The sequence below is a fragment of the Streptomyces sp. NPDC057950 genome, assembly GCF_042887295.1.
Classification (GTDB): domain Bacteria; phylum Actinomycetota; class Actinomycetes; order Streptomycetales; family Streptomycetaceae; genus Streptomyces; species Streptomyces kaempferi.
Genome location: NZ_JBHVPP010000012.1, coordinates 61,347 through 86,394, shown reverse-complemented (window position 1 = coordinate 86,394; position 25,048 = coordinate 61,347). Strand labels below are relative to the sequence as shown.

General features: G+C 68.1%; 19 protein-coding genes and 5 pseudogenes. 9 read left to right on the top strand and 15 right to left on the bottom strand.

Translation table 11 applies throughout. The features are described 5' to 3' along the window. Window positions 1–52: 52 nt before the first annotated feature. On the bottom strand, window positions 53–652 hold the full coding sequence (locus tag ACFVTC_RS20840) for an ester cyclase (RefSeq protein ID WP_390129015.1): 600 nt from the start codon (window positions 650–652) through the stop codon (window positions 53–55). A gap of 234 nt (window positions 653–886) precedes the next feature. On the opposite strand from ACFVTC_RS20840, the gene ACFVTC_RS20835 reads away from it, so the two are divergent. Next, window positions 887–1,546 (top strand): TetR/AcrR family transcriptional regulator, encoded by a 660-nt coding sequence (locus ACFVTC_RS20835; RefSeq protein WP_390129013.1) that lies wholly within the window; start codon window positions 887–889, stop codon window positions 1,544–1,546. A gap of 247 nt (window positions 1,547–1,793) precedes the next feature. Here ACFVTC_RS20835 and ACFVTC_RS20830 read toward each other — a convergent pair whose 3' ends face one another. Beyond that, entirely contained in the window at window positions 1,794–2,264 is a 471-nt protein-coding gene (locus ACFVTC_RS20830; RefSeq protein WP_390129012.1) for a MarR family winged helix-turn-helix transcriptional regulator, read from the bottom strand. Between the two features lie 313 nt (window positions 2,265–2,577). Between ACFVTC_RS20830 and ACFVTC_RS20825 the strand changes: the two genes are divergently transcribed. Beyond that, a complete protein-coding gene (locus tag ACFVTC_RS20825; protein WP_390129009.1) occupies window positions 2,578–3,138 on the top strand; it encodes an NADPH-dependent FMN reductase in 561 nt (186 codons plus the stop codon). 244 nt (window positions 3,139–3,382) lie between these two features. Further along, a complete protein-coding gene (locus tag ACFVTC_RS20820; RefSeq protein ID WP_390129007.1) occupies window positions 3,383–3,751 on the top strand; it encodes a DoxX family protein in 369 nt (122 codons plus the stop codon). A 652-nt stretch (window positions 3,752–4,403) separates the two neighbouring features. On the opposite strand, the gene ACFVTC_RS20815 is transcribed toward ACFVTC_RS20820, so the two are convergent. The 3 genes from ACFVTC_RS20815 to ACFVTC_RS20805 all read right to left on the bottom strand — a co-directional run bounded on the left by ACFVTC_RS20815 (window position 4,404) and on the right by ACFVTC_RS20805 (window position 7,736). Further along, window positions 4,404–4,643, bottom strand: a complete 240-nt coding sequence (locus tag ACFVTC_RS20815) for a hypothetical protein (protein WP_390129005.1) — start codon at window positions 4,641–4,643, stop codon at window positions 4,404–4,406. 244 nt (window positions 4,644–4,887) lie between these two features. Next, entirely contained in the window at window positions 4,888–5,295 is a 408-nt protein-coding gene (locus ACFVTC_RS20810; protein ID WP_390129004.1) for a hypothetical protein, read from the bottom strand. A gap of 233 nt (window positions 5,296–5,528) precedes the next feature. Next, on the bottom strand, window positions 5,529–7,736 hold the full coding sequence (locus tag ACFVTC_RS20805) for a M4 family metallopeptidase (protein WP_390129002.1): 2,208 nt from the start codon (window positions 7,734–7,736) through the stop codon (window positions 5,529–5,531). Between the two features lie 1,084 nt (window positions 7,737–8,820). On the opposite strand from ACFVTC_RS20805, the pseudogene ACFVTC_RS20800 reads away from it, so the two are divergent. Beyond that, window positions 8,821–9,396, top strand: a pseudogene (locus ACFVTC_RS20800) (transposase); the annotation flags it as partial. A 76-nt stretch (window positions 9,397–9,472) separates the two neighbouring features. Here the strand turns inward: ACFVTC_RS20800 and ACFVTC_RS20795 are convergent. Continuing rightward, window positions 9,473–9,541: pseudogene (locus tag ACFVTC_RS20795) on the bottom strand (repressor LexA); the annotation flags it as partial. 345 nt (window positions 9,542–9,886) lie between these two features. On the opposite strand from ACFVTC_RS20795, the gene ACFVTC_RS20790 reads away from it, so the two are divergent. Beyond that, window positions 9,887–10,522, top strand: a complete 636-nt coding sequence (locus ACFVTC_RS20790) for a hypothetical protein (RefSeq protein WP_390129000.1) — start codon at window positions 9,887–9,889, stop codon at window positions 10,520–10,522. A gap of 322 nt (window positions 10,523–10,844) precedes the next feature. Here ACFVTC_RS20790 and ACFVTC_RS20785 read toward each other — a convergent pair whose 3' ends face one another. From ACFVTC_RS20785 to ACFVTC_RS20770, 4 genes and pseudogenes are all read right to left on the bottom strand, one after another. Then, a complete protein-coding gene (locus ACFVTC_RS20785) occupies window positions 10,845–11,483 on the bottom strand; it encodes a replication-relaxation family protein (RefSeq protein ID WP_390128997.1) in 639 nt (212 codons plus the stop codon). 1,002 nt (window positions 11,484–12,485) lie between these two features. Continuing rightward, on the bottom strand, window positions 12,486–14,597 hold the full coding sequence (locus ACFVTC_RS20780; protein ID WP_390128995.1) for an MMPL family transporter: 2,112 nt from the start codon (window positions 14,595–14,597) through the stop codon (window positions 12,486–12,488). Between the two features lie 191 nt (window positions 14,598–14,788). Further along, entirely contained in the window at window positions 14,789–15,310 is a 522-nt protein-coding gene (locus tag ACFVTC_RS20775; protein ID WP_390128993.1) for a MarR family winged helix-turn-helix transcriptional regulator, read from the bottom strand. Window positions 15,311–16,409: 1,099 nt separating this feature from the next. Next, window positions 16,410–16,571: pseudogene (locus tag ACFVTC_RS20770) on the bottom strand (IS701 family transposase); the annotation flags it as partial. 45 nt (window positions 16,572–16,616) lie between these two features. Between ACFVTC_RS20770 and ACFVTC_RS20765 the strand changes: the two are divergent. After that, the gene (locus ACFVTC_RS20765; RefSeq protein WP_390128991.1) at window positions 16,617–17,171 is read left to right on the top strand and encodes a pentapeptide repeat-containing protein; all 555 of its coding nucleotides are present in this window, start codon (window positions 16,617–16,619) and stop codon (window positions 17,169–17,171) included. A gap of 50 nt (window positions 17,172–17,221) precedes the next feature. Here the strand turns inward: ACFVTC_RS20765 and ACFVTC_RS20760 are convergent, their stop codons facing one another. The 3 genes from ACFVTC_RS20760 to ACFVTC_RS20750 all read right to left on the bottom strand — a co-directional run bounded on the left by ACFVTC_RS20760 (window position 17,222) and on the right by ACFVTC_RS20750 (window position 19,239). Further along, window positions 17,222–17,677, bottom strand: a complete 456-nt coding sequence (locus ACFVTC_RS20760) for a transposase (RefSeq protein ID WP_390128989.1) — start codon at window positions 17,675–17,677, stop codon at window positions 17,222–17,224. Between the two features lie 41 nt (window positions 17,678–17,718). After that, on the bottom strand, window positions 17,719–17,910 hold the full coding sequence (locus ACFVTC_RS20755) for a hypothetical protein (protein WP_390128987.1): 192 nt from the start codon (window positions 17,908–17,910) through the stop codon (window positions 17,719–17,721). 273 nt (window positions 17,911–18,183) lie between these two features. Continuing rightward, complete coding sequence (locus ACFVTC_RS20750) at window positions 18,184–19,239, bottom strand: hypothetical protein (protein ID WP_390128985.1); 1,056 nt, start codon at window positions 19,237–19,239, stop codon at window positions 18,184–18,186. 248 nt (window positions 19,240–19,487) lie between these two features. Here ACFVTC_RS20750 and ACFVTC_RS20745 point away from each other — a divergent pair. The 3 genes and pseudogenes from ACFVTC_RS20745 to ACFVTC_RS20735 all read left to right on the top strand — a co-directional run. Further along, window positions 19,488–20,242, top strand: a pseudogene (locus tag ACFVTC_RS20745) (IS701 family transposase); the annotation flags it as partial. A 249-nt stretch (window positions 20,243–20,491) separates the two neighbouring features. After that, window positions 20,492–20,947 carry an SUKH-3 domain-containing protein gene (locus tag ACFVTC_RS20740; RefSeq protein WP_390128984.1) on the top strand — a complete coding sequence of 152 codons (456 nt, stop codon included), beginning with the start codon at window positions 20,492–20,494 and terminating at the stop codon, window positions 20,945–20,947. A 329-nt stretch (window positions 20,948–21,276) separates the two neighbouring features. Beyond that, on the top strand, window positions 21,277–21,519 hold the full coding sequence (locus ACFVTC_RS20735; RefSeq protein ID WP_390128982.1) for a hypothetical protein: 243 nt from the start codon (window positions 21,277–21,279) through the stop codon (window positions 21,517–21,519). Between the two features lie 971 nt (window positions 21,520–22,490). On the opposite strand, the pseudogene ACFVTC_RS20730 reads toward ACFVTC_RS20735, so the two are convergent. Next, window positions 22,491–22,811 (bottom strand): annotated as a pseudogene (locus ACFVTC_RS20730) (short-chain dehydrogenase); the annotation flags it as partial. Window positions 22,812–23,120: 309 nt separating this feature from the next. After that, on the bottom strand, window positions 23,121–24,803 hold the full coding sequence (locus ACFVTC_RS20725) for a fibronectin type III domain-containing protein (protein ID WP_390128980.1): 1,683 nt from the start codon (window positions 24,801–24,803) through the stop codon (window positions 23,121–23,123). Window positions 24,804–25,048: the final 245 nt, after the last annotated feature.

The window sequence follows — 25,048 nt, the reverse complement described above, 5'->3', positions numbered from 1 at the left end:
GCGGGTCCGCCCCTGCCCGGAGCCATCGGCAGAGGCGGGCCGCCAGTGAGTGCTATTTCGTGGTGGCGGAGCTGGGGTCGGGCTCGCCACGGAGCTCGTCGAGGAACCTGCCGAAGTTGCCTTCGGACCAGTGCTCGACGGACTGGCCGTGTATCACGCGGTCGATGGAGATGCCGCTGAGCGTGACGTCGCGGCCGGAGGCGGGAATCCCGAAGACGGTTCCGGTGTGGACACCTTCGAAGCTCCAGCGGGTGACGACCCTGTCGCCCTCGACGATCTGGTCGAGGACGGTCATCTTGAAGCCCTTGAGACCGGCCTTGATGTTGAGATCGCCCTTGATCCAGTCCTCGCGCTGCTCAGGTCCGTTGAACCCGTGCAGGACCAGGTCCTTGGAGATGTAGCGGTCGAAGCCCGCGGCCAGATCGCCGTTGTAGCTGGCGTAGTAGGCCGAAGTGACCTGCAGTGGCGACAGGTAGCGGTGCTGCGCCGCGTGCCCCGAAAGAGACTTGTCCGAGCCCTGGCCCTGCGCGATGGCCGGGACGGCCGTGGCGGTCAGAGCGGCAGCTAGGGCGAGACCGGTCATCACTCCGGTCACCTTGCGACGCCGCAGAGCGGCGGGAGGTGCGGCGGCTCGGTCTTTCTTCATGGTCATGGTGCACCCCTGAGAAATGTGGTGGTGACTGTCAGCACAATATTTGCTTGACGCAGCAAGCATGCATCTCCGCCTGACAAGCGTCAAGCAGTCCGTCCGTGTCTCTCCAGGGAGCCCGCGAGGCTGCGGAGGGCCTGCCGTACGGCCTGTGGTCCGGGGATATTTCGGGGGGGGGGGCGCCCGCTAGGTATGCCGGGGGGTCGGGCACCCTGTCGCGAATGAGAGGCTGGGCCGGTGACCGACGGGAACCGAAGCGCGGCCAGGCCGCTGTCGCGGGGCAGGTACGCACCCGCGCAGCTGGACGAGAGCGAGATCCTGAGGCGCGGGCTCGAGGCTTTCGCGGAGCTCGGATACGCCGCGACCACGGTGCGGGAGTTGGCGCGGCGCCTCGAGGTCAGCCACAACTTCATCAACGACCGCTACGGTTCGAAGGGCGACTTCTGGCGTGCGGTGGTGGACTTCGCGCTGCTGGACGGCCAGAAGGAGTTCGATCACCGGTTGGCCGAGTCCCGTGACGACGGCGAACGTCTCAGAGGCGTGATTGTTGAGCTCTACCGGCGTTCAGCGAACGCCTCGGCGATGAACCGGCTGCTGGCGGACGAGTCCACCCGTGACTCGGACCGGTTGGACTACCTGCACGAACGGTTCATCAAGCCGTTCTGGAACAGCATCGAGCCGACCATCGCCCGCCTCACGGCCGCCGGCCGCATCCCACGCGTGCCGTCGCGTGTCCTGTACACGGCCATCACCGGCCCGGCGCTCGCCCTCGCGCACGATCCGGTCGCCGAGCGGCTGAACCCTGCCACGCCCGCGGCGGAACCGGACAGAAACAGCCTTGCAGACGCACTCTCCAGCCTCGTCCTGGACGGTCTGCTCCGCCCGTCCGTGTCCTGACCAGCATGTGTCGCCGCGGAGCTGGATCTTCGCGCGAGGCATCGGTGCGACGTGCCCGTGTTTCCGTGGGAAGGTGTGGCGGGCACGCGGCGGCCTCGCTGACCGGGGTTCGCGTGCCGGCTCACCGCGCACGCGGAGGGTGGGGTGCGTGCGGCGCGTACAGATTCTCAGCCACCGCACGGTGCGGCCGGGTCGGAGCCGGCATCCGTGCGCACGGCTTCGATCTCCCGAAGTAGACGGAGGTGTCTCAGCCGGCGATGTTCCGCAGCGCGGCCGCGAGCTTCTTGAGGTCCAGGTCCTTGAGGTGGTCGAGGAAGTGCCGGCGCACGGCGGCCAGGTTGGTGGGCCAGGCCTGTTCCAGGCGAGTGAACCCCGCGTCGGTCAGCGAGGCGTGCCAGCTGCGGCCGTCTGTGTCGCACTGCATCCGCTCGATGTAGCCCTCGCTCTCCAGGCGGTGCACGATCCGGGAGGTGCCGCTGAGGGACATCTCGATGGCGCGGGCGAGCTCCTGCATGCGCAGTCGCCGGTCAGGTGCCTCCGACAGGAACATCAAGGTCAGGTACTCGGTGTTCGACATCCTCTGCTCCCGGGCCATGTCGGCGTCGATGGCGCGGGGGAGGGCGTAGAGGAGTAGAGGGAGGGCCCGAACGACCGCCTCCTCGTCGGGAGTGAGCGGTCGCGGTGCCCCGTTGGGTGGGGTGGTGGGTCTCGATGCCATGGAGAAATGCCTCATGTGTGTAGTGGGACGAGCCGTGGTCGGACGGGCTACCAGCCCCGCTTCATGCTCCGCCGCCGTTTTCTCCAGCCTCGGTGATCTCCTCAACCCCCTGGCTGGTTCGATGGCGCGGCCCGGAGGGCCGGATTGGAGCACATGGACGGAAAACGGCGGGCGGACCAAGCAAACCACTTGCTTGACGCGACAACTATTGTGTGAGTTGCTTGTCGAAGCAAATATATCCCCCGACCGGTCACCCGGGCCATATGCGTGCCCGATACGGACACGGGGTCACCTACACGAAGGGTTCTTGACGATGACCAAGATCGGCATCATCCTCGGCAGCACCCGCCCCGGACGCAACGGCGAAGCCGTCGCCCGCTGGGTGCACGACGTTGCTTCGAAGCGGACCGACGCGGAGTTCGAGCTCGTCGACCTGCTCGACTACAAGCTTCCGCACCTCGACGAGGCTCTTCCGCCGTCGCTGGGCCAGTACTCCCAGCCGCACACGCAGGCGTGGGCAGCCAAGATCGCCTCGTTCGACGGCTTCGTTATGGTGACGCCCGAGTACAACCACTCGACGTCCGGCGCCCTGAAGAACGCCATCGACTACCTCTACGCGGAGTGGAACAACAAGGCGGTCGCCTTCGTCGGCTACGGCAGCCTGGGCGGCGCCCGCGCGGTCGAGCACCTGCGACTGATCGCCGGTGAGCTGCAGATGGCCGACGTGCGTGCACAGGTCTCGCTATCGCTGTTCCACGACTTCGAGAACTTCAGTGTGTTCAAGCCCGGCGAGTTCCAGGTCGAGGCTCTCAACGTCACGCTGGATCAGGTCCTGGCCTGGAGCAAGGCGCTCGCCCCGCTGCGCGCCGCGTAACGCACACAGCAGTCGCCACCCGGTCCCCACGGCCGAACCGCGTTCGGACAACTCCTGACCCATCGGCCACAATCACCGAAACGCCATCAGCCGGGGCCGGCACGGCGTAGCCCAAGGCCGCCGCCACAAGAACGGACGGCCCACACTTGCCACCGCCCCACACGGTTCCTGTTCCGCGGCCTGCGCAGGGGCGGACGGGCGGGGGACCTTTCACACTCATCAACCTCTGCCCAAAGGGGCTCTTGTGTACATCGCTGCAGTCATCCTCAGCGCTCTCCTTGCCCTCCTCTCCCTCGCCGCCGGCGCGCCCAAGGCACAGCTCAAGGGCGACGTCCCGGACGGCCTCGTCGCCAAAGGCCTGAGCTCCGGCCAGGTCCGTCTCATCGGACTCGCTGAACTGGCCGCCGCCGCGGGGCTCGTGGCGGGTATCTGGTGGCAGCCGCTGGGCATCGCCGCTGCCGTCGGGATGGCCGTCCTGTTCCTCGGCGCGATCGGCTACCACCTCAAGTGGGGCGACTACCGGGACAGCGCCGCTCGCGGCGCTGCCATGGCCCCCATCGTGCTCGTCTTCGCCGCGGTGGCGACGGCTGTCACACTCGCCATGTCTCAGTGACCCACGGCGCCGCTGCGCCCCTCCGTACCGGTGATGCCGGCCTGATCCAGCGAGGAGCGTGCCGGCAGACTCGCGACGACTGGATGAACCGCAGCGGTAGCCCCCGGGGGAGCGCTGTGGTTCATCAGCACGCGTTAGCTCTGGCAATCGCATCCCCTGATGCGATATTCGGTCCAGCGCAGGATCAGCAATTCCATCGACGGGCGGCCGCACCCGCGGCCTCTATCGCGCAATGCGACCCGCCGACACTGTCGTTCCTCGGCACGTCCCTGTACGACGTGCTTACGCCGGCCGTGCGGTCGGTGCTGCGGACGGCCGCGCCCGCGGCCGCGGTGACGGCGGCGGTTGTGTTTGTACGGTGATGTCAGGCCGGGGGGGGAGACGGTTGCGTGGCGGTCTGGTGTCCCAGCTGCCGCACTCCACGCGGGTCCGTCGGGTGCAGGTCGGTGTGTATCCGACGGTGCCCGAACTGCGCCGGGTGCTCGCGGACGTCCTGGAGCTGGGCGGGCGGTGTCCTGCGTACTGCCCGAGGCGGGGCGTCTTCCGGGACCGGCGCTGGAGTCAGGCGGCGGGCCACGCCCGGGGGCAATACGACGATCGCGAGGGCAGGGCAGGCGGGGCGATCTTCTTCTGTCGCCGGGTCGGCGGACGGCTACTGGTCGGGGTGGACGGCTCGAACGCCGGTGCCCGTGTACGCCTTGGGGGTCAGGGTGAGCAGGTACCGCCCGACGGGGTGGCCGGCGGAGGGGCGGGCAGCGTGGACGGCGGCCCAAGAGTGCCCGAACCGCAGCAGCTCGGTGGCGGTGACCGCGGCGTCGGTGTCGAACGCCTCGATCCGGAGCGGCCCGCGAGCAGCGTCCCGGCCGTCATCAGGCCGCCGCGCGGCAGCCAACCCGCGATCGCGAGCAGCGTGACGCCGGCCGCAGAATGGTGCCCGTGCGTACGCACGGGCCTGTAGGTCAGCCGCTGCAGGGTGATGCGCAGTTCGTCGAACCGCAGCCCGAAGAACGACCACGGTTCGCCGGCCCATCCCGGCGGTAGGCCAGGCTGGGGCACGTGGATGGTGAGCGCCGGTTCGGCCAGCCCATAGGTCGCGCCGAAGTCCTTCCGCCCGGCGCTTCTGCCCGGCGGAGCCGTCAGCGCGTAGAGGCGCAAACGCCGAAGTCGTGTTTCCTGCTGGGCACTCCGTGGGCCGCACAGTTCGGCGGGATGCCCGCGCAGACGGCGCGCAGTAGCCCCGGCGCCACGCGCGCCAGCGAAGCGGCGTACCCGGAGACCTCTTCGGCCCGGACGTAGGACATGAGTAGGTACGGGATCGGTCCCGAGGCTTCATCGATGACCGGAGGAGATGCCCACGGACTGTCACGGCCGTCCTCCGGATAGCGCTCGATCAAGGTGCTCGCAGAGGCATCGATGCGCGGCAAGAGCGGCACAGCTGCCTCCTCCGATTCGAGGTAGCGCTCGTACAACTCATCGAAAACCAAGCCCGCCGCACCGTCATCGAGCGGTTGCTCACCATCCCACACAGCAAGGTCGTAACTCACGACCAAGATCGCAGGGGTGGTGACGGGGCGCGTCGGCACCTCGGAGTACCGGCTGACACGCCCATGTGCGGCGGCTTCAATGCCCTGCCCGAGTGCACGAACCTTGATCGTCTCCTAGTTCGGAAAAGGCCACCGCATGATCTCCCGGGGCACAGCCCTTGGCGACCAAGCGGTGGCCGTTACGCCATCTGCCTGCCTGCCTGGCTTCGGCTACGACCTATTGGGTCGGATCCTCAGAAGGTGAGGCTCCAGCGCTGGAGATGGCCCGGGTCCCAGGAGCTGTAGATGCCTGGGGTGCCGTCGGTGACGCGCAGCTTCCAGGTGCCGACCTTCGTGACCGCCGAAGCATCGACCGTGTAGGTCTCGTGCAGCTCGGGCACGGGCTCCCAACTCGGCCCCCAGGGCTTGACGGGAATGACGGTGCCGTCCGGGCCGATCAGGTCGATGATCATGAAGTTGCTGAAGTGGTGGTCGAGGTCGACCGCGACCTTGAGGTCACTCGGGGCATGGCCTGGCTTCCCCTGGACGATCAGCGGGGACTCTGCCGTGCTCTCGAAGGGGATCAGATATGGGCTGGGGTTGACGAAGAAGCGCCCGCCGGATTCAAGAGAGGTCCAGGTGAACGAGAGCTTCCGGGTGTCCCCGACCGCGTTCCTGATGTCGATGACCGTCTTGTAGTCGCCAGCCTTCTTGGGTGTGCCGGTGATCAGGCCGGTGGTGTGGTTGATCGACAGGCCGAGGGGGAGCTTCTTGGCGGAGTAGGTCAGCGGCCCCGGCCGGGTGCTGGAGGCGCTGAACTGGCGGCTGACCGGCTGGCCGACAGCCACCGGCGCGGTCGGCGGCGGCTCCACGGCGATGTGGTTGACGAAACGGTTTCCGACGTTGACGGCCGCCCAGGCGTTGGCAACGGCCTCGTAGGCCTTGCTCTGCGAGCCGTAGAGGTCGGCGGCGGCTTGGAGCGTCGCGGTCCGGGTGCCCGCGTAGTCGCTGGTGCTGGTCATGTAGACGGTGAGAGCGCGGTAGACCACGTCCGCTGCGGCAGTCCGTCCGATCCCCGCCACCGGCAGCTTGTCGTATGTGGGGCTGTCGTAGTCCACGCCGTTGATGGTCTTCTGCCCGCTGCCCTCGGCAAGCAGGTAGAAGAAGTGGTCGCCCACCCCGGCCACCATGTGTGGTTCTTGCGACTTCGCCTGCAGCGTCCAGTAGTCCAGGGGCGCGTAGCCGACGGAGCTGATGCCGGCCTTGGAGGGACGGTCCATGTAGCGGATGGGCTTGCCGTCGCCGTGCAGGTTGTCGAGCTCGGCCATCGTGTAGTCGGGCACGTCGTTGGGGTTGTCGGCGTAGAACTCGACGGCGGCGGCCATCATGTCGCTGATCGCCTCGTTGATGCCCGGAGATTCACCGAAGTCGCCCAGACCGGCCGTGGAGGAGGTGACTCCGTGCGTCATCTCGTGCGCGGCGATGTCCAGGGACGTCACCGGATGCTGGCCGTCCGCGCCGTCGCCGTAGCTCATGCAGAAGCAGCCGTCCTGCCAGTTGGCATTGGCGAGGGGGACCCCTTGCTGCGATTCGTAGTGGACTCGGGAGGAGCTGCCGCGGCCGTCGTCGGCTATGCCGTTGCGGCCGAAGCGGTCGCTGTAGAAGTCCCACGTCGTTTGCGCGCCGTATGCCGCGTCCACCGCCGCGGTCTGGGGATTCGCCACCGTCCCGTCGCCCCAGACATCGTTGTCTGCAGTGAACAGCACCCCGTTGGAGTTGACGCTCGAGTCGAGTGTCCGGTGGCCACCGTGCTCCGGGTCGATCAGGGCGTAGGTGCCGTCATCCTGGCGAGTGGAGCCGATCGTGACCTGCCCGCTGTAGAGGCTGTTGCCCTGTGCGGACTCGACGTGTTCGGAGTTCTCAAGGGTGGTTCCGCTCGCGGCGTCGGTCACAATGTGACGTTCGCTCGGGGATCCGTCCTGCTGGACACCGGTGACGACTGTCTCCCAGGCCAGCTTCGGCCGGCCGTCCATCATCCAGACGACCTGTCTGGGGGCCGTGTGCGAACCCGCTCTGCGGGTGCCCTTCGAAGCCGCCTGGCTCAGGGCCGACTTCTTCGCCGTGGCGGCGGCCACCTTGGCCGTGGTCGTCGGCAGGGTCAGCTTCGTCTTGGTTGCGTAGGTGACGATGTGGGTCCCGTGCCTCCGATGGACCACCAGGTCACCGCCGATCACGGGCAGGCCGGCGTAGGTTCGCTCGTAGCGGGTGTGAACCGTCCCGTCGGCGTCCCGGATCACGTCCTTCGGTATCAGTTTCTCGTGGGGGCCGAGATTCAGTGAACGGGCGGTGTCCGGCGCCGCGTTGGCCGCCTGGCCGAGCAGTTGCCGGCGCTGTCCGGGCGACAGGTGAACGGCCCTGGCCTCAGGTCTGGTTGTCGCTTGGATCTGCGGGAGCGCTCCCACATTCCGAGTGTTCCCGGATGCGTTGGGAGTGGACTCGGCGCCCGCCGAGGCTGGCAGGGCTGAGAACGCGAGCGCTGCGGTCGTGATCACCACAGTCGCGGCCAGACGTCGTCCGCGTCGGTGCGAACCTTGTGGGGACGCAGCCTTGTTGCCGTAGGAATTCAATCCCGGGTCCTTCCGTTCGGCCGTCAGTCGATGTCGACGACCGTTGATACAAGGAGGCCGGAGGCCACGGTGCCTCCGACTGCGGGTTGCAGCGGGAGTGATCGTGACAGCAGGAACTGCCTCGGCGAAAGCTTCGTATGGATCATGAACAGATCTTTACCTAGCGGACTTTGATCATTTTCGATCAGTTTCAGGTGTCATGTCAGTCCTGTCTGACGTCCTGTCCGTCAGGTGGTGGCTCGAACAGCTGATTCCCCCGAGCTATGCACGACCCATCTCAAGGTCTGCCCCGTAATTGCGGGTCAGGGGCGAGATGCTCGTGCCATGGCAGGAGTCGTCGGTATGTGGGGCCACCCAGGAAACACCCCCAGCGGCCTCTCTGTTCGAGGGTCTCCACTGCACGTACGCACCCGGGGGCGCGGCAGCGGCCGACACGTGTCCGCCAGGAGGGTCCTGACCGGCGGTGCCGGTTTCACAACTCGACGTTCACCTCCCGCGCACCGTGACCGCCACCATCGACCCGGTTACGGCTTCAGACGGTGCGGACTTCTTGGTCCTGCCGATGCTCGCGCTGTCCCCTCCGCGCGAGTCTTGCGGGGTGGGCGCCGCACATCGGTTCCCGACATGGTGATCGTGTCGCTCATGAAGGGCATTGAGGTCGGCAGCGGGCTGCGGGCAAGCCAGGTCGAAGTAACCGGTGACGCGGGCCGAAGCCGAACGGGACGCACAGCCCCGGCCGATCATCAATCCGCTTCCCCCGCCGACACTGCCGCCCACGAAGATCGCGGTCCGCATCCGGGACCGGTACGCCGACATCCACCGCCTGCTCGCAGAAGGATCCTCCGACTCCACCGTCGCCCGCCTCCTGCACCTGGACCGCAAGACCGTCCGCCGCTTCCGCGACACCGACCTCGACCAGATGCTCTCCTCCAGTCGGCATGGACGCCCCAAAGAGGTCCTGGAGCCGTTCACCGCCTACCTGGCCGAGCGGTTCACCGAGGGTGTCACCAGCTCCACCGACCTTTTCCGCGAGATCCAGCAACGCGGTTACCAGGGTAGCGATCTGCCAGTACGTCGCTACGTGACCGGGCTCAGGACGGGAACCGTCGAACCCGCCCGCGGCGCCATCCCCAGTCCTCGCAAGATCACCAAGTGGATCATGTTGCCCCGCGGCACTTTGCGGCCGCACGAGGAAGACCAGCTCCTGAAGGTGCGGCTGGCCTGCCCCGACGTTGCCCGAGCCTGCGACCTCGCCCGCACCTTCCACGACCTGCTCCAACACCGGTGCGGACATCAGGTGTTGGAGTGGGTATGCGAGGTTGAACGCAATGCGCCGGCCCCGATCCTCTCCTTCGCGCAGAACCTCTGCCTAGACCTCGACGCCGTCACCGCCGGCCTCACCCTCCCCTGGAACTCGGGCATCGTCGAAGGCCACGTCAACCGCATCAAGACCATCAAGAGAGCCATGTATGGCCGAGCCTCGTTCCGCCTCCTCCGCACCCGCATCCTGCTTCGGGCAGGACCTGGGATTCACGGCATCGCGGCCAGAACCAATTGCCTGATCGCCGACACTCCTCGGCCAGGATCGGGCCACCGGCGGCGATACGGCCCACGAGCGGGACGTATGACGCGGCCGGCTGTCAGAACCGGTGAACCTGTCCGGGCCCGGCTACGTCACAGGGGAAGAGCCGCTAGCCAGCTCACCCTATTGGGGAGGACACATGCGCATCGGAACGTCGCGCTCGGTCGGTCTGCTTACTGGGATCGCCTTGGCCGTAGCAGGCATAGGAGCCGTCTCCGGTTGCGGCAGCCAGAAGGCGGTCGCTAGCAGCTCCGACAAGCTCGCGGACCGTGCCCGGCAGGTGGCCAAAGCCTGGGACGGCTCGACCGCAGCCGATGCGTGGCGTGCTGGCTATCACCCCATGGGGGAGGTCGTCCAACTGCCGGGGGGCGGCTTGCACAGCCCGGCGGAAAAGCAAGCGTACATGGACCAGAACTTCGACCTGCGCGGCAAGTTGCCCGTCACCTGGCCGGAGAACGGTCAGGTGACGTGGGCGGCGGGTAAGCCACTCACCCGCCCACTGATAGGGGCTGACGAGTCGTACAGGAACCTGGCGGGCGGCCGTCCTGAAGGAAAGCCGCCGCTCACGGTAACTGGAGTGAAGTTGGGTGAGATGCGTGTCGCCACCACTCGCGGACCAGCAACAGTCCCGGCCTGGCTCTTCACACTGGACGGCTATGCCACCCCCCTCAAGCAGGCCGCAATCATGCAGTCGGCGACTCCTCAGTCACCCATCAGTCCAGCCACCGACATCCCGGACTTTCCGCTCGACCGGCTTGTCCGGATCACGGAGGACGGACGTTCGGTGACCGTTGTTGCTGTCCATGGCGTGTGCGACGACGAGCCCGAGGTGGACGTGTTTGAAACCACCGGCAGCGTCGTACTGTGGGCCTCCGTTGCAGAGCGGGGAGACAAGGGCAACTGCACAAAACAGGGGAAGTTGCAGCAGGTGACTGTGAAACTGGGAAATTCTGTCAGTGACCGTGTCCTGCTTGACGCACTCACCGGCCAGCCCGTCCCCTATAAGGGGCTGGCCGGGCTATCGCCGAGCGGGAGTTGAGGTCATCGATTTGGTCCCCGTTACGTCTCAATTCCGCAGAATGGCCGGACTGGACTCGAGATGACGTAACCCGTCGCCCTCGGGGCGGCGGGGGTGGGGTGAGGCTCGGGCTGGGGTCGGTGAGGGGTCGCCAGACAGGCGCCGTGGGTCCGTCGCGGAGCAGGTCGGCCAGCGGCGCGGCCAGCACGGGGACCTTGTGCAGAAAGTTCCCGCCATCGAGGGCAGCGGCGGCCTGGAGGGCGTCGATGCGGGTTTCGATGCCGGCGGGGCCGGTGTTGGCGAGGACGAACAGCAGTCGGGGGAAGACGGGGTAGTGCTTGTGTCATTCCTCGGGCGGGGGTTCCTGGCCGATCGTGCGGCGTCGGCCGGGCTGTGTGGGGGTGTGGGTGTGGAGGCGGGTGTAGGCGGGGATTTTCGCGGCGAGGCGTTCGGGGCCCATGGTGGCCCGGTCGATCTCGAGGAAGGCCCGCATCATCGACCCGTGCCCGCCGTCGTCGCCTCTGCTCTGGTAGTACATGAGGGCGTCGGGGATGACGGCCTCGCTGCTGCCGAGGGGGTGGTGGACTTCGGGTATCCAGTCCAGCGGCCGGAAGAGGTCACCGCGGTGGCGGGCGTCCTGGAGGAAGGCCAGCGCGGTCTCGGTCAGGCCGTGCCCCGTGCGCAGGCGGACCGCGGTGCGGTCGCCCGCGTTCTTCGGCGGCCGCCGGCCCCGTAACTCCGGCCACTCGAACGCGATCCGCGCCCCGTGCACGGTCGGGAACCACACCCGGGTCCGCCCCGCCTGCGCCAGCGTGATCCGGTCGACGAGGCCTTCCGCCCGGAGTTTGGCCAGCCGCCGCCGGGTCTGTTCGATCCGCACTCCCGGGCTGATGACCAGATGCATCTGCTCGGTCGTCGCTATCCGGTACTGCGCCAGCACCGCGAGCGCCAGCCGGTCCCCTGCACCCGCATCCGGGTTCACCCGCGTCATCGTCTGCCTGCTTCCCCACGGTGCGCCGCCGCCCTTTCGCGGCGCCGCGCGTACGGGACAGCGCAGCAGTCACCCCCAACCGGTTTGCCGACCACCAAGGCTCGACCACGGTCATGTTCCGACAACTTCACCCCGCACCGGTCCCACAACCGGACCGATAACCCCGCCCGTAACTGCCCGCGCCTCCTCGCACCTTGTGCCAGAACGTCGCAGGTCACCGCCATGGTCGGGGCTAGTCCGGGGGCCCGACATCCCTCTCTGGACTCCCGTATCCACTCCGACAGGAAGAAAAAGGGGGGAAGGGGGAGGCGCAGGAGTGCAGCGAGGGATCGGGCCCGGCCTGTCTGCGGTGGCGCGTCGGCCGGCGGCCTCCGCGCTCGCTGCCCGCGACGGGCCTGCCAGAGGCAGGAGAGAGGGGAGCCGGGACGAGCCTTCAGTACGGCCGTGACAGCCGACAGGACAGCAGCAAGACGGGCCGCCGGACTCCCCGTCCATCGACGGCCCCTGCCGCGTGCCACCATTCGGCCCGGAGCGCCCTGCCCAAGTCAGGACGCTCCGGGTCGGGGCCGAGACCGCCCGTCATCCGGTCGCCCCGCCCAGCGCCGCATGCTCTGCGGGCCGGTATCACGATGCCGATGGGTGTCCCGGTACGCACCGCACCAGGCACCCGTCTGATCAATGGATCGTGCGGGAGAAAAGGACAGGAGCTTCCGCGAGGACCGTCGAAGGACCTGCCTGTAGCTACTGGCCCGCCTGAGCGACACCGCGGCCCGCCTGAGCGACACCGCGGCCCGCCTGCCGACGCACGCGCGGTGTTGCCTCCTCTGGACCCCCTCAACTGCGACCCGCTCACCACCGGCTGCATCATCGCAATCCACGTACCGGTTGACCTCACCTGCATCACCTGCATCATCACCCGAGCCGGCTTGCCGGAGCCCCTCGCGACCCTACCCGACGGCACCCCCACCGCCCTGTCTGTCCCCGGCGGGCCCCCTACCCGGCACGCCGGATAAGGCGATCTTCCTCCGTTTCGCTGCTCAGCGCCCCTGGCCACCACGCGCGGCGGCCGATGTCGCGGACGAGCGCGGGCACCAGCAGGGAGCGCACCACCAGGGTGTCGAGCAGGACGCCGAACGCGACGATGAAGGCGATCTGGATGAGGAAGGCCAGCGGGATGACGCCGAGGGCCGCGAAGGTCGCGGCGAGGACGACGCCCGCCGAGGTGATCACCCCGCCGGTGGCGACGAGTCCGCGCAGTACCCCTTGGCGCACTCCGTGCCGCAGTGACTCCTCACGTACCCGGGACATCAGGAAGATGTTGTAGTCGACACCGAGGGCGACGAGGAAGACGAAGCCGTACAGCGGTACGGACGCGTCGGTGCCGCTGAAGCCGAAGACGTGCCGGAACACGAGCGACGAAATACCCAGTGTGGCGGCGAAGTTGAGCGCCACCGTGGCCACCAGCAGCAGCGGCATGAGGAGCGAGCGCAGCAGGGCCGCCAGGATGACCAGGATGATGGCGAGGACCACGGGGACGATGAGGGTGCGGTCGCGTTCGGCGGTCTGGCGGGTGTCGTACTGCTGGGCCGTGTAACCGCCCACGAGCGCGTCGGCGTCCGGGACTGCGTGGACGGCGTCGCGCAGCCTGGCGACGGTGTCCTTGGCCGTGTCGCTGTCGGCGGCGGCTCGCAGGGTGACGTCGACGCGTACCCGGCCGTCGACGATCTTGGGGTCTTCCCCGCCGGGCCGTCCGGACTCCGTCACCGCGGCGGCCGAGGCTACGCCGTCCGTGGTGCGCGCCGCGGTGATCACCTGGGTGACTCGGTCGGCGTCGGCGATAATCACGGCGGGGTTCCCGGAGCCGCCGGGGAAGTGCTCAGACAGGGTCTGCTGGGCGGCGACGGAGGGGGCGTCGTCGACGAAGATCTCGTCGAGGGGGACACCCTTCGCGGTGAGGGTGGGAGCGAAGGCCGCGCAGGCGAGGAGACCCACGAGGGCGATCGCCCAGACCTTGCGGGGTGCGCGGTCCACCAGGTCAGCGACCCTGCGCCAGATTCCGCTGCCGGCCCCGGCGTCCCCGGTCGGGCGGGGAGGGGCCGGCCAGTAGGCGGCGCGGCCGAGGAGGACCAGGACGGCCGGCAGGAAGGTGAGCGTGCTCAGCACGGCGCAGACGACGCCGATGGCGCCGACCGGTCCGAGCGCCCGGTTGTTCGTCAGGTCGCTGAGCAGCAGGGCGAGCAGACCGAGGGCGACGGTTCCGGCGCTCGCGACGATCGCGCCCCATGACTGCCGCAGCGCCGCCCGGACGGCGGTGAACCGGTCGTCGTGCAGGGCGAGTTCCTCACGGAAGCGGGCGGTGAACAGGAGGGCGTAGTCGGTGGCCGCGCCGATCACGAGGATGGAGAGGATGCCCTGCACCTGGCCGTCGACCCGGACGACGTCGTGGTCGGCGAGGACGTAGACGACGGCGCAGGCCAGGCCGAGTGCGAACACCGCGCCGAGGATGATGACAAAGGGCAGCAGCACGCTGCGGTAGACGAGCAGCAGGATGACCAGGACGGTCGCGAGGGCCACGCCGAGCAGCAGGCCGTCGATGCCGGCGAAGGCGTCGGTGAGATCGGCCTGGCCGGCGGCGGGCCCGGCGATGTGTGCCGTCGTTCCGGGGACGCGGTCGGCGGCGGTCCGGACGCGGTCGAGGGTGTCGGGCAGTTTGTCGCCGAGGTCGGGCCGGAGCTGGACGACGCCTTCCAGTGCCTTGCCGTCGCCCGACGGCAGAGCGGGAGATGCCTGGCCGACGACGCCGGGTGTACCGGCGAGGGAGGCCAGGGCGCGGGTCGCCGCTGTCCGGCGCACCCCCTGCACCGAGCCTTCGCCGTCCACGGTCCACACGACGATCGCGGGCAGGGTCTCGTCCTGCTGGAAGGCGTGCTGCTCCGAGACCACCCTGGTGGACTCGGCGCTGCGCGGCAGGAAGGCGGCCTGGTCGTTGGTGGCGACCTCGCCGAGCCTGCCGGCGTAGGGGCCGAGGGTCCCCCCGATGCCGAGCCAGGCGACGAGCAGGACGACGGGGATCAGCCACAGGGCCCGTCGTGGGGTGATGGACATCGCTCTCCAGGTGTCATGGCGGCATGGCGTTCGACGCACAGGTGTCCAGGTATCTCAATGACAAACAATCTCGATCATTGAGTTATTCTCGCCGGATCGTAGACCACGGGGATGTTTCCGGGGACGGCGGGCACCCGGATGCGGCGGGCATCGGGCGGTTCCCGCGTGTCGGCGTGACCGGCCGACAGGCTTCAGCGGCCGGGGGACCGCACGCCGGAGAGCTGTTCGTTCATGGCTGTCAGGAAACGCAGGACCACCGACAGTTCGTCCTCGCTGAAGCCTGACCGGACACTCGCGGTGACCTCGGCGAGCGGCTGGAAGTGGGCGCGGGCCGCCGACTTGGCGTCGGGGACCCAGTACAGGTGGACCACTCTGCGGTCGGGGCTATCCCTGACGCGCCGGATGTGGCCCACACGTTCGAGCCTGTCCAGGCAGGCCGTGACGGCACCCGAGGTGAGCCCGAGGTGCTCCCTGAGCCTGCCAGGGGTGAGCGGCTCAGGAGCGTCGAGGATCGCGGCGAGTGCCTGGACGTCCGTGGCGTGCAGTCCGTGTTCGCCGGCGAAGCCATGCACCACCCGGTTGGTCTCGCCGTTCATCCGGCGGAGCTGCACGGCGAAGGCCTGGAGGTCCGCCGGCACGGCGCGCTCGCGCTCCGGTCCACCACCGGGGTCCTGCTCACCCGACCGGTCGTCGGAGTCATCTGTTTTGGCCACGCGGTCAGCCTATAGAAGCGACGGCGCGTCCCTCGTACGGTCGTCCCCTGCCGGGAGGGCCCGTCCGGCGCATCCGTGGGAGGCGCCCGGTCTACGTCGAGATGCTGCGCTACCTCGTCGGGACTGAGCAGGAAGCACCCTCACAGCGGTCTGCCAACGCCTGCCAACAGCCCCCGCGCCTCGGTCGATCGTTCAGGTGGGTCCGGTCTCGACCGCTGCCGTTCGCGCTTGTTGGTGTCAGCCGTTGCTGTCAGCCGCCGCAGGCAGTCTTGACGAGGGCTGTCTCATCCAGCATGAGCACCGGTTCGGAAGATCACGTCATCTCGCCGGGCCTGACCCGGCGAGAGGCGTCACCAGGACTCGGCCTGTAGGAACAGTGTGATCGCCTCCGTGAAGAACCAGATGAAGAACCAGATCGAGAACATCAGACAGGCGAGCCACAGCCCCCATAAGACCCATCGGACCTCTCGTCGTATACGCATGAGCGGATCATCCCCACGGTTCTGGCCTGTCACAGACCCGGTTCTCCCACCACGGACCCCGGAGCACCCCGCGCACGTCACTGTCCGCCGGCACTCGCGAACGGCGCCCCCGCCAGCTCGGAGCATGAGCGCCCACGCCGGAGGCTGGTTGTGACCGGTGGCCGCTCTCTACGGTGATCGACTCATGTTCCGGCTCTGGCCTCGTGGGCGCGCGTCGGTGCAGCGCGGGCGGAGCGGGCCGAAGGCAGGAGCGCAGCGCAGCCGGGCTTGATGATTTCCACGACCTTCGGCACACGGGCAACACCTTCGCCGTGTCCGGCGCGAGCCTGCGTGAGCGGATGACCAGGATGGGGCACAGCACACCCCGCGCTGCGTTGATCTGTCAGCACATGGTCAGCGGTCGTGACCGGGAGATCGCCGATCGGCTCGGCTCGATGGTCCGGAAGGAGCGTGGGGATGTGGCACCGTAGTGGCATTTCTGGCACGTGTGTGGCACGGCCGTGATCACGGCTAATACTCCAGCTGTAGATCGTGATCTTCATGTCCGGGATGCCGCTTGTCGTAGGTACTGGCTGGTCCGTGACCGTGCCTGCCTTGTCCACGACCAGCACCGCGGCCCCGTCGTGCTCCGCGATCGTCCAGCAGTTCTTGCGCGGCAGGTCCGCCAGCAGTACCAACACCAATCGCCCGGCCTGCCGCCGGGGTTGGTCCCGGGCGGACCGGCCCGCGATACGCCCCGTGGCCACCTCGAACGCCTCCAGCCAACGGACGGGACCTATGCTGCGACCTGCGGCCACCGTCTGATCTTCTGTCTTCACACACCGATGATCACCGGTGGCCGCACCCGCTCCCGCACCAGCCCGGCCCTGTGTGACCGGCTGACGGACGGCGAACTGCCGGAAATCCGGGCGACGGCCAGCGACCCGGCTGACACGCTGGCGCACATGACCACGCCACAGACGGCGAGACAACGACTCGCCGCGCACCACAGCCATGCGGCCGTGAACGGTGAGGACTTCACCGGCCAGAACCTGGCTTCCGTTCGCACGTCGCGGCTGCGGTTCACCCGCTGCTCGTTCATCGGGGCCGATCTACGCCACGCCACCCTGGACGGGTGTTGGTTCAAGTTCTGTGACTTCAGCGACGCAGACCTGCGAGGGGCTTCACTGCGTGACGTCAGCCTGGCCGGATGCGATCTGCGGGGTGCTGACCTGCGCGACACCGATCTGACCGACGCCAGGTTCGGAAGCGTGAACACTGGCGTGCCCCCGCTCGGGTGGACCTACGTCACCGGTGCCCGGTTCGAAGGAGCGTCCTTGCGCAACGTTCAAGCGGAAGGCGTCATCGGGTGGCCACCCGGGCACGGCGCGAACGAGTAGGGCCTGCCTGGCGGCGAGATCACGAACAGCTGGAGTACTAGGGTCCGTCTTCAAACTGATCTTGCCCAGAGCAGGATCGACGCGAGATTGACCGCTGCTTCGTAGGAGGTGGCGGTCTTTTCGTAGCGGGTGGCGATGCCGCGGAAGCCTTTGAGGCGGTTGAAACAGCGCTCGACGATGTTGCGTCGGCGGTAGATCTGACAGTCGGCCGAGTCGATCTGGACGAGCCAGTCGATGTCGCCGGCCGCGTCCGCACGGGCCTGGACTTGCTGGAGAGCTCGGGTGAACACGTCGTCCAGGGCGTAGCGGCGGAAGCGGGTGTGGACCGTTTTCCACGGTCCGTAGCGTTCCGGCAGGTCACGCCAGGAGATCGCGGTCCGAAGCTTGTAGACCATCGCGTTGACGACCTGCCGATCCTCCACCCGCGGCCGACCCGTAGCGACCCGCGGTATGAGCGAGGTGAGTAACTCCCACTCCTGATCGGTGAGTTCATGGCGACGTATCACCCCACCATGATCCACCCTCCGATGATCTTCAAAGACGGACCCTAGTCGTCGAGCCATGGGCCTCGGATGATTTGTTTGTGAAGTCGCTCGTTCAGGCAGCTCACGTGGGCCCAGACGAACTGTGAGCTCTGTTCTCCGGCCCGCGTGATCGTCAGTGTGACGCCATCGCCGGAGTGACCGACATCGGTGGTTTCCACACAGAACGCGCAGCTCACTGGCTCCTTGAGGTTCATCTGATGAATGTAGCGCGGGGTGTGCAGATCGAGTTCGGTGGAGGGTTCGGACTGCGGCTACGGGCCACTGACCTGCTGGCCTCCGCCGAGTACCCACCCCTACTCCCATCCCGTCTGCCGTCGGCCGACACACCGTGGTGCGGGCGTGGTTCATGGCGTTCAGGTGGAGCGCGCCACTGGGCGAAGGACTGTGAGGATTGATCACGGCACCCTCGGTGGACTGACCCACGTTCACGGTGTGACGTCCGAGGCGCCGGGATGGCCGTTGCGGGGCTACGTGTACAGGGCAGCCGGTGGGGCCCGTTGTCGGGGAGTGGGGTGTGTGGTGAGCCAGTCCTGGAGTTCCCGGTGGCGGAACTGGTAGGCGACGCCGGAGATCCGCAGGAGTCCTGCCTCGTAGGACCAGTTCAGGAAGGTGCCGAGACGCCAGGGCAATCGGCCCCGGACACAGAGCAGAAAATCCAGGTAGCGGCGGCCAGCCCCAGCGAGCCAGTACAGCCCGGCCGCGAGCCCGAACGCGAGATCGTCCCGCACCGGATTACGCGGGTCTGTCAGCGGAGCATCTTTCAGGCGTTCTGCGAGCCCGAGCCTGAGCCCGAGCCCGAGCCAGCCCACGAGCACGAGCACGTTCGCGAAGCCGAGCACGAGCACGAATGCGAGCCCGAACGCAAGCGCGCTTGTCGTAGTCCGGGCGAGCTGGCGGCGGTGGGTTGGGCTGCGCAGCCGCTGGAGCTGGAGCGTTTGAGGCTCTGGGACGAAAGGACGACTGGCCTGCCAGACAGTTCCCAGGGCAAGCAACACGCCCCCTGAGGCGCCGAACAGTTGGCGGGGTGAGAAGCCGATGGAGACCCGGGACAGGATCAGGGTGGCGAAGACGGGCGCGAGGAGGGCGGCGAGCAGGGTGTCGGCGGTGCGGACGCGGCGGGGGCCGGCCATGGGCCACAGCTGGTGGAGGACGATGTCGGTGCTGCTGGCGGTGGATGCTGCCGGTGCGGTGGTGGCGAGGTGGGCGGCGAGCGCGGCGAGCCAGTGGTGGGTCTGGTCGGGGCGGTACCGGTCGGGGCGGGTGGGGTGCTGGTGGGCGGCCGCGGGCAGGTAGCGGGCGAGGAGGTGGTCGCGGACCGCGCTGGGGGAGGCCAGGGTGAGCAGGTGGTCCGGTTCGCGGACGTAGGCCAGGGTGTCGGGGTGGGGCTCTTCGTAGGCGGTGGCGGCCAGGTTGAGGCGCCAGGGGGTGGCGAGGGAGCGGGCCAGTGTGCCGCCGGGTGCGGTCGTGAACGTGTCATGACCGGCTGCCAGCGGTCGGGGCTGCGCCCGGACCATCACGCGCATCGCGGCTCATTTGGACGCCGGGCCCTTGGTCCCAGGGCGTGTCCCGCTCGCGTGACGTCGGCCTGGCCGGCCCGCTGCGTTGCCAGCCAGGCGGTGAAGCTGCGGCAGGACCGGCCCCCCCGTCCGCAAGCCCGGCTGAGGGAAGGCGTTCTTGTCACGGCCGCCCACGAGAGTGACGTCGGTGTTCTGGTCCGGTTCCAGCGGTGCGGCGCACCACCACGGCCAACCGAGCCTTCGCCTGGCGCCTTCGCCTGGCGCTCGACATGCTCGACACTCTCGCGGACCGGGGATGACACCGCCGGCGGTGGTGGCCGACGCCGCCTATCCCACCAACGCGCACCTGCGGGCCGGCCTGTCGGCGCGAGGACTCACCTATGTCCTGTCCATCCGGTCGCAAGTTGACGCCCACCCCTTCGACGCACAGCCCATGGCTCCGGACCGCAAAGGAGACGTGGGCTGCTGGCCCCAGCCTCGCTACCGCCAGAAGGCACCATCAGTGGCAGCCCTTGCCACAGACCTCGGCCCGGAAGCGTTCACCCCACTCACATGGCGGCAGGTCTCGAAAGGCGAGTTGCGTTCCCGCTTCGCGGCTGTGCGCGTGCGTCCTGCCGGCAAAGCCGTCGAACGACCGATCAAAGCAGCGGCCTCGGCCGAACAGGGCTGGTGGGACGGAATCCCGCCCGACTGCTGGCTCCTGGCCGAATGGCCCGCCGGAGCCGACTCGCCAAGCGAATACTGGCTGTCCAACCTCCCGCCCGACACCCCGATCGCCGATCTGGTCCGCCTGGCCAAGGCCCGCTGGCGCATCGAGCACGACTACCGCGAGCTCAAGCACGGCCTGGGCCTGGACCACTTCGAAGGCCGTTCCTGGCCCGGCTGGCACCACCACGTCACTCTCGTGACCGCCGCCCAAGCCTTCCTCACCGAACAGCGCCTGGCCCCAAAAGCACCGCAACCAGCATCACGCTCTACCAGATCCTCGACGCTCTCCAAGACACCCTGAGGTGCTGGACCGGGATCTGCAGCAGCTGCCGGCAACCCCTCCCCACCAGAGCCCGCACGACAACAAGATCAAGAAAGACCTAACGGAGTCCTACTAAAGCCTGTCCAGTAAACGATCTCCGTGGCTTCCGTGGTCAGTAGCCTTGTCTGCTGGTCCGGAATTGCGGCAGACTTCGCGCAACGGACACCTGGGGGCTGGGGAGGGCGCATAGAACACGTCGGTGACTCGTTGACGGGCTGTGGTCTGTCGGTGCTGGACGCGCTTGGCGTTGCCGGATGGACGGCAGGTCGCAAGATCGCCACCGGGGACTGGACACGGCAACTGACAGCTGCTGGGTTCGAGCTCAATGACACGGCGGTCGGTGTCTGGGCCGAGTTCGGCGAGCTGACGATCAACAGCTGCCACGCTCGCGTCCCTGCCTCGTCACTGCACATAGACCCCGTTGACGCGTGCGTCGACGCCGCCGCGGAAGCGTCCAGGCTGAGGCACCGCTACGCAGAGAACTACAGCCCTCTGGGTATGTGGTCGGTCCAGTACAGGTCGTACATCGCGACCAGCGGGCGCGTCGTCGCCGTCGGGCCGGGCGTCCTCTGGCCCCTGGGGTCGACCTTCGCGGAGGCGCTGGCTTACGTGGTGGACGGCGATGCCGGCGCCGACCGTACAGAACGAGCACCTTGGCTCGTCGGCAGCCGCGCCGGGAAATGAGACGATCTTGCGGTGGCTGGTGTGATCACGGCATCGGAGCCGTCCTGATCCGGTGGTGGCGACAGCCCTGAGAGACGTACGCCCGGCCTGTTCGATCAGCAGAGGATGGCCGCGATGGCGGTCAGGTGATTGTCGGGCTGACGCCTTGAGTTGTCCGGGGACTTGATCTCTATATCCGGAGGGGTGATGCCCGACGGTCTCGTGACCGCCACCACCGTCAACACTCCCCACTTGATCGTTCGTTGGTGTCTGTGGTGCGGGTCCGCCGCATGGTGACCCCTCGCGATGCCCGAGCCGCTTCGGCTCCAACGCGGACCGGGGCCCGTGCGGTGAGCTGGTGCCACGAACAGCTGCTCCCCGCCGACCGCGCCCGGCAGCAGCTGGAGCCCGCGGCCGCCGACGCGGTCCGCGCGTACGCGGCCAGGACCCGCGAGAGCGCCGACCGGCTTGCCGCCGTCCTGGAGGAGATCGCCGCCAACGGCCTGCCCTCAGCGGAGGACTGCTCGCCCTGGGAGGAGCTGCGCGAGGCGCACCTTGCCCGGCTCGTAGCCCGGCGCCCGGCCGTCGCCTGATGGCGGCGACAACGCGCCAGGATTGTCTTCTCCGACTCGGCCAAGGAGTCGGGGCGGCGGCGCGGATGTCCCATCCGTCCTGCGATGAATGGGACGCCGTCGACCAGGGCGAGAGCCTGGGTGATGTCGTTGACGTTTGCCGCGGTGGTGATGACGTGCGGTGGTGTGCCGCGGTCATCGCAGATCAGCCTCAAGCGGCTGTGGCCATATGGCCTGGACCCGGACGGTACGCCGACGTCGCCAGGGGAGTGACCCGCTTGCCCCCTTGTCGAGTCCCTCATCGCCATGAGCAGGCTCGACCCTGTTGGCCTGCTGGAGGAATTTCTGATTCAGTGTGCGCCAGCATCGTCATGCGGCTGGGCTCTCCGCACTCCGGCTCTACGCATGTTCAGAGACTTCGGTAGATGAGCCACCCGCCAAGGGCCAGCAGCGCTGGGGAACCCACGAACCAGACGGCCATACCGATCTGTCGTAGCTGGCGGTTACCGATCCGGCGGCTCAGCATGGCGACTATTGGAAGCCCAATGATGATCACAAGTATGCCGATGTAGAGACCCACGATGCTGCCCCCATTGATCGCTGGTTGACGGATTCTAAGGGGCCGCCTGGTTTCGAGATCTAGGCGTGCACAATCCATGTCCCCGGGACAGCAGCAGACTTGAGGGGCCAGGCTCAGTGAACTCATCAAGCGTCACCGTGGTGCCCAGGATCACCAGTTCGGGATATATGCACTTCGAGGTCTACACGCTTGCGAGGTCGCCAGAGCTGCACTGCCGGCAGGCTGATGAATCACCCGCGGCCAGCCCGCGACCACGAGGCTGAATCGCATCGCTCCGAAGCCATGGTCCACCTCCCAATGATCAACCTCATGACACGCCGCCTGGCCGCGGAAATCACCGCGAGCCAGCGCTGCACCCGAACTGCCCTGATCTGGCAATACGGAATCGTAGCCAGGGTGGCCGGAGGGCCCCTCAAGCTGCCGTCAGTGCCGCCAGGGCGCGGTCCATCGCGGCGTGGCACTCTTCCGGCCTCAGTGGCAGACGGGACTTGACGTCCCGGCTCCACTGGCCGGCGAGGACTTCGGCGGAGCCCGCCTGGACACCGTCGAGCGCCGCGTCGGCCAGGTCCGACGGCGCGATCTTGGCCACGGGCCGGCCTGCGGCCATATCCGTGTCGGCCGGACCGAGTTGGACCGCTGTGACGAGCGTGCCCTGCTCGGCGAGCTCCAGGCGGACGCCGTTGGTCATGGCCCAGGCAGCTGCCTTGGCCAGGTGGTAGGCATGGGCGCCCTTGACCCGGCCGACAGCCCCGCCAAGAAAGAAGGGGGAGCGGTGTGCGGCGCCAGACTTGCCGTCCCCGACGGTCCGGCAGCCAGACCTCTCGAGTCTTGCCAGGACGGTCGGGCGCCGATCAGGGGCCTCCGGTGATCAGCCATACAGTGAAGCCCGCCGGGAACTGTGGGCCCGGCGGGCTCTGCTGTGGCCGACGCGACAGGGGTGGTCGTCATCGCTGACTGGCCGGGTGGCCGGCGATCTCCGAAGCGATCAAGCGTGGCCCGGACGCAGGGGGAGTCTCTGTTCGAGCCTGTCCGTCGGGTCAGGTCACGCCGCGGGTGCGGTGACGGCCCAGTCGGCAGCGGGCAAGGTTTCGGTGCCGTCAGAATTCACGCCTGTCACCCAGTAGTAGCTGGTCGTGCCACGCCGGGCGCCGGTGTCGAAGTACTCGAAGGCTCCGGCGGGGGCCTCGTGGATCTTCTCGTAGGCGGCGGTGGCGGGGTTCCACCGGTAGACGCGGAAGCCCAGCGCGGGTGCGGACGAACCTTCCTCGCCCGCACCGAGCCCGGACCACGTCAGACGGTTTCCTTCCGCGCCCTCAGCGGCGGAAGCCTCAAGGCGCAGGGGCGAGCCGTCGGGCGTTGCGACGCTCGGCGTCATGTCGAACTCGGTCGCGGTCACGATCTGCGCCTCGCCGGTCGACTGGAAGGCGGAGTTCCCGGCGTCGTCGACGGCATCGACGATGAAGCAGCTCTCTTCGCCGTCGGGGACGGTGGTGTACGCGTACGAGGTGGTGTCGGCCGACACGTAGTAGCCCGGGTAGAGGGAGCACATCTTCTCGTCGTCGTCTCCCCAGAGTTCGCCGCGGCGGACCACGTAGCTCGCCAGGTCCGGGGTGGGGTTCGCGTCCCAGCTCACCGCGAAACCGTATTCGGTCGGGACGACGGTGACTCCGGTGACGGCGGAAGGCGGGGTGCGGTCTCTGTGGGTGCCGGTGACGGCGGCGGACCGCGTTGACTCGTTGCCCGCCGTGTCGAGGGCGGTCACGCGGTAGGAGTAGCTCACGTCCTCGGCGGCCGAGGTATCCGTGTACGACACCTGGCCGGTACTGCCGACCAGGGTGTACGTCCCCTGGGCGGTCGCCGCCCGGTAGACCCGGTACGACGCCGCCCCCTCGACCGGGCTCCACCTGACCCGCAGACCGTTGGACTCGGCGGCCGAACTCAATCCGGTGGGGATGGCGGGTGCGGTGCGGTCGGCGCTCACCACAGCCTGGTCGGCGGAGCCCGCGGATACGTTGCCCGCCCTGTCGTGGGCGCGGACCTCGTAGTAGTACACCTCGCCGCTGGCGGGCGGGGTGTCGGTGTACGAGGTGGAGGTGGTGGTGGCCAGAGGAGTGCTGCCGAAGGCCGCGCCCTTGAGGCGGCGATAGACGCGGTAGCCGGCGAGATCCATCTCGTTGTTCTTCGTCCAGCCGAGCTTCGCCTTGCCCGTGGTCTTGTCGTACGAAGCCGACGCGCCCACCGGTGGGAGCGGTTTGACCTTGTCGATGGTCGCCGAAGTGGTGGGTGCGTAGGCGAACTTGACGTTCGCCGAGCCCGTCCAGTTGACGTAGTCCACGCGCAGGGTGTGGCGGCCCGCCGGGATCGTGACGTTGACGGTCTTCTTCGTCGTCGTCGAGCCGTTCTTCCACAGGTCGACCTTGCGGGAGCTGTCGACGTAGACGCGGATGCCGTCCTGGACGGCGGCCGAGAAGGTGAAGGGGCCGCCGGAGCCGAAGTCGCGGGTGACGCTCCAGCGGACGGCGAAGTTGTTCGTCGGCAGACCGGAGGCGGGGGCCTTTGCGCCCCAGTTCTCATCGACCGTGCTGTCGCAGTCGGTCCGCTTCGGAGTTCCCGAGAAGGCGGTGTTCGCGTAGAACTGCCGCTTGTACACCGGCGAGGTGCAGGTCGTCGCGGCGGACGCGGTGACGGCGGTGACGGTGAGCAGACCGCCGGCGGTGGCGAGCACGACGGCGGTTGCGGACGCCGTGGACGTGCATCGTCGAGTTGAGTTCATTCGGCCCTCTGGTCTTGATCGGGACGGGAGTTCCGGCCCGTGGTGATCATGACTCACGAGGAGTGGGGTTGGTTGTACGGATCTTTGCCCGTGCATGGGCTGCGCTTGGCTGACGAGTCCGCAATGAGAGTTTTCAACTGTTTCATAGATGTCTTCGGCTGGATCCGCAGAACGCCGCTCTCGACCACGTGTCGCGG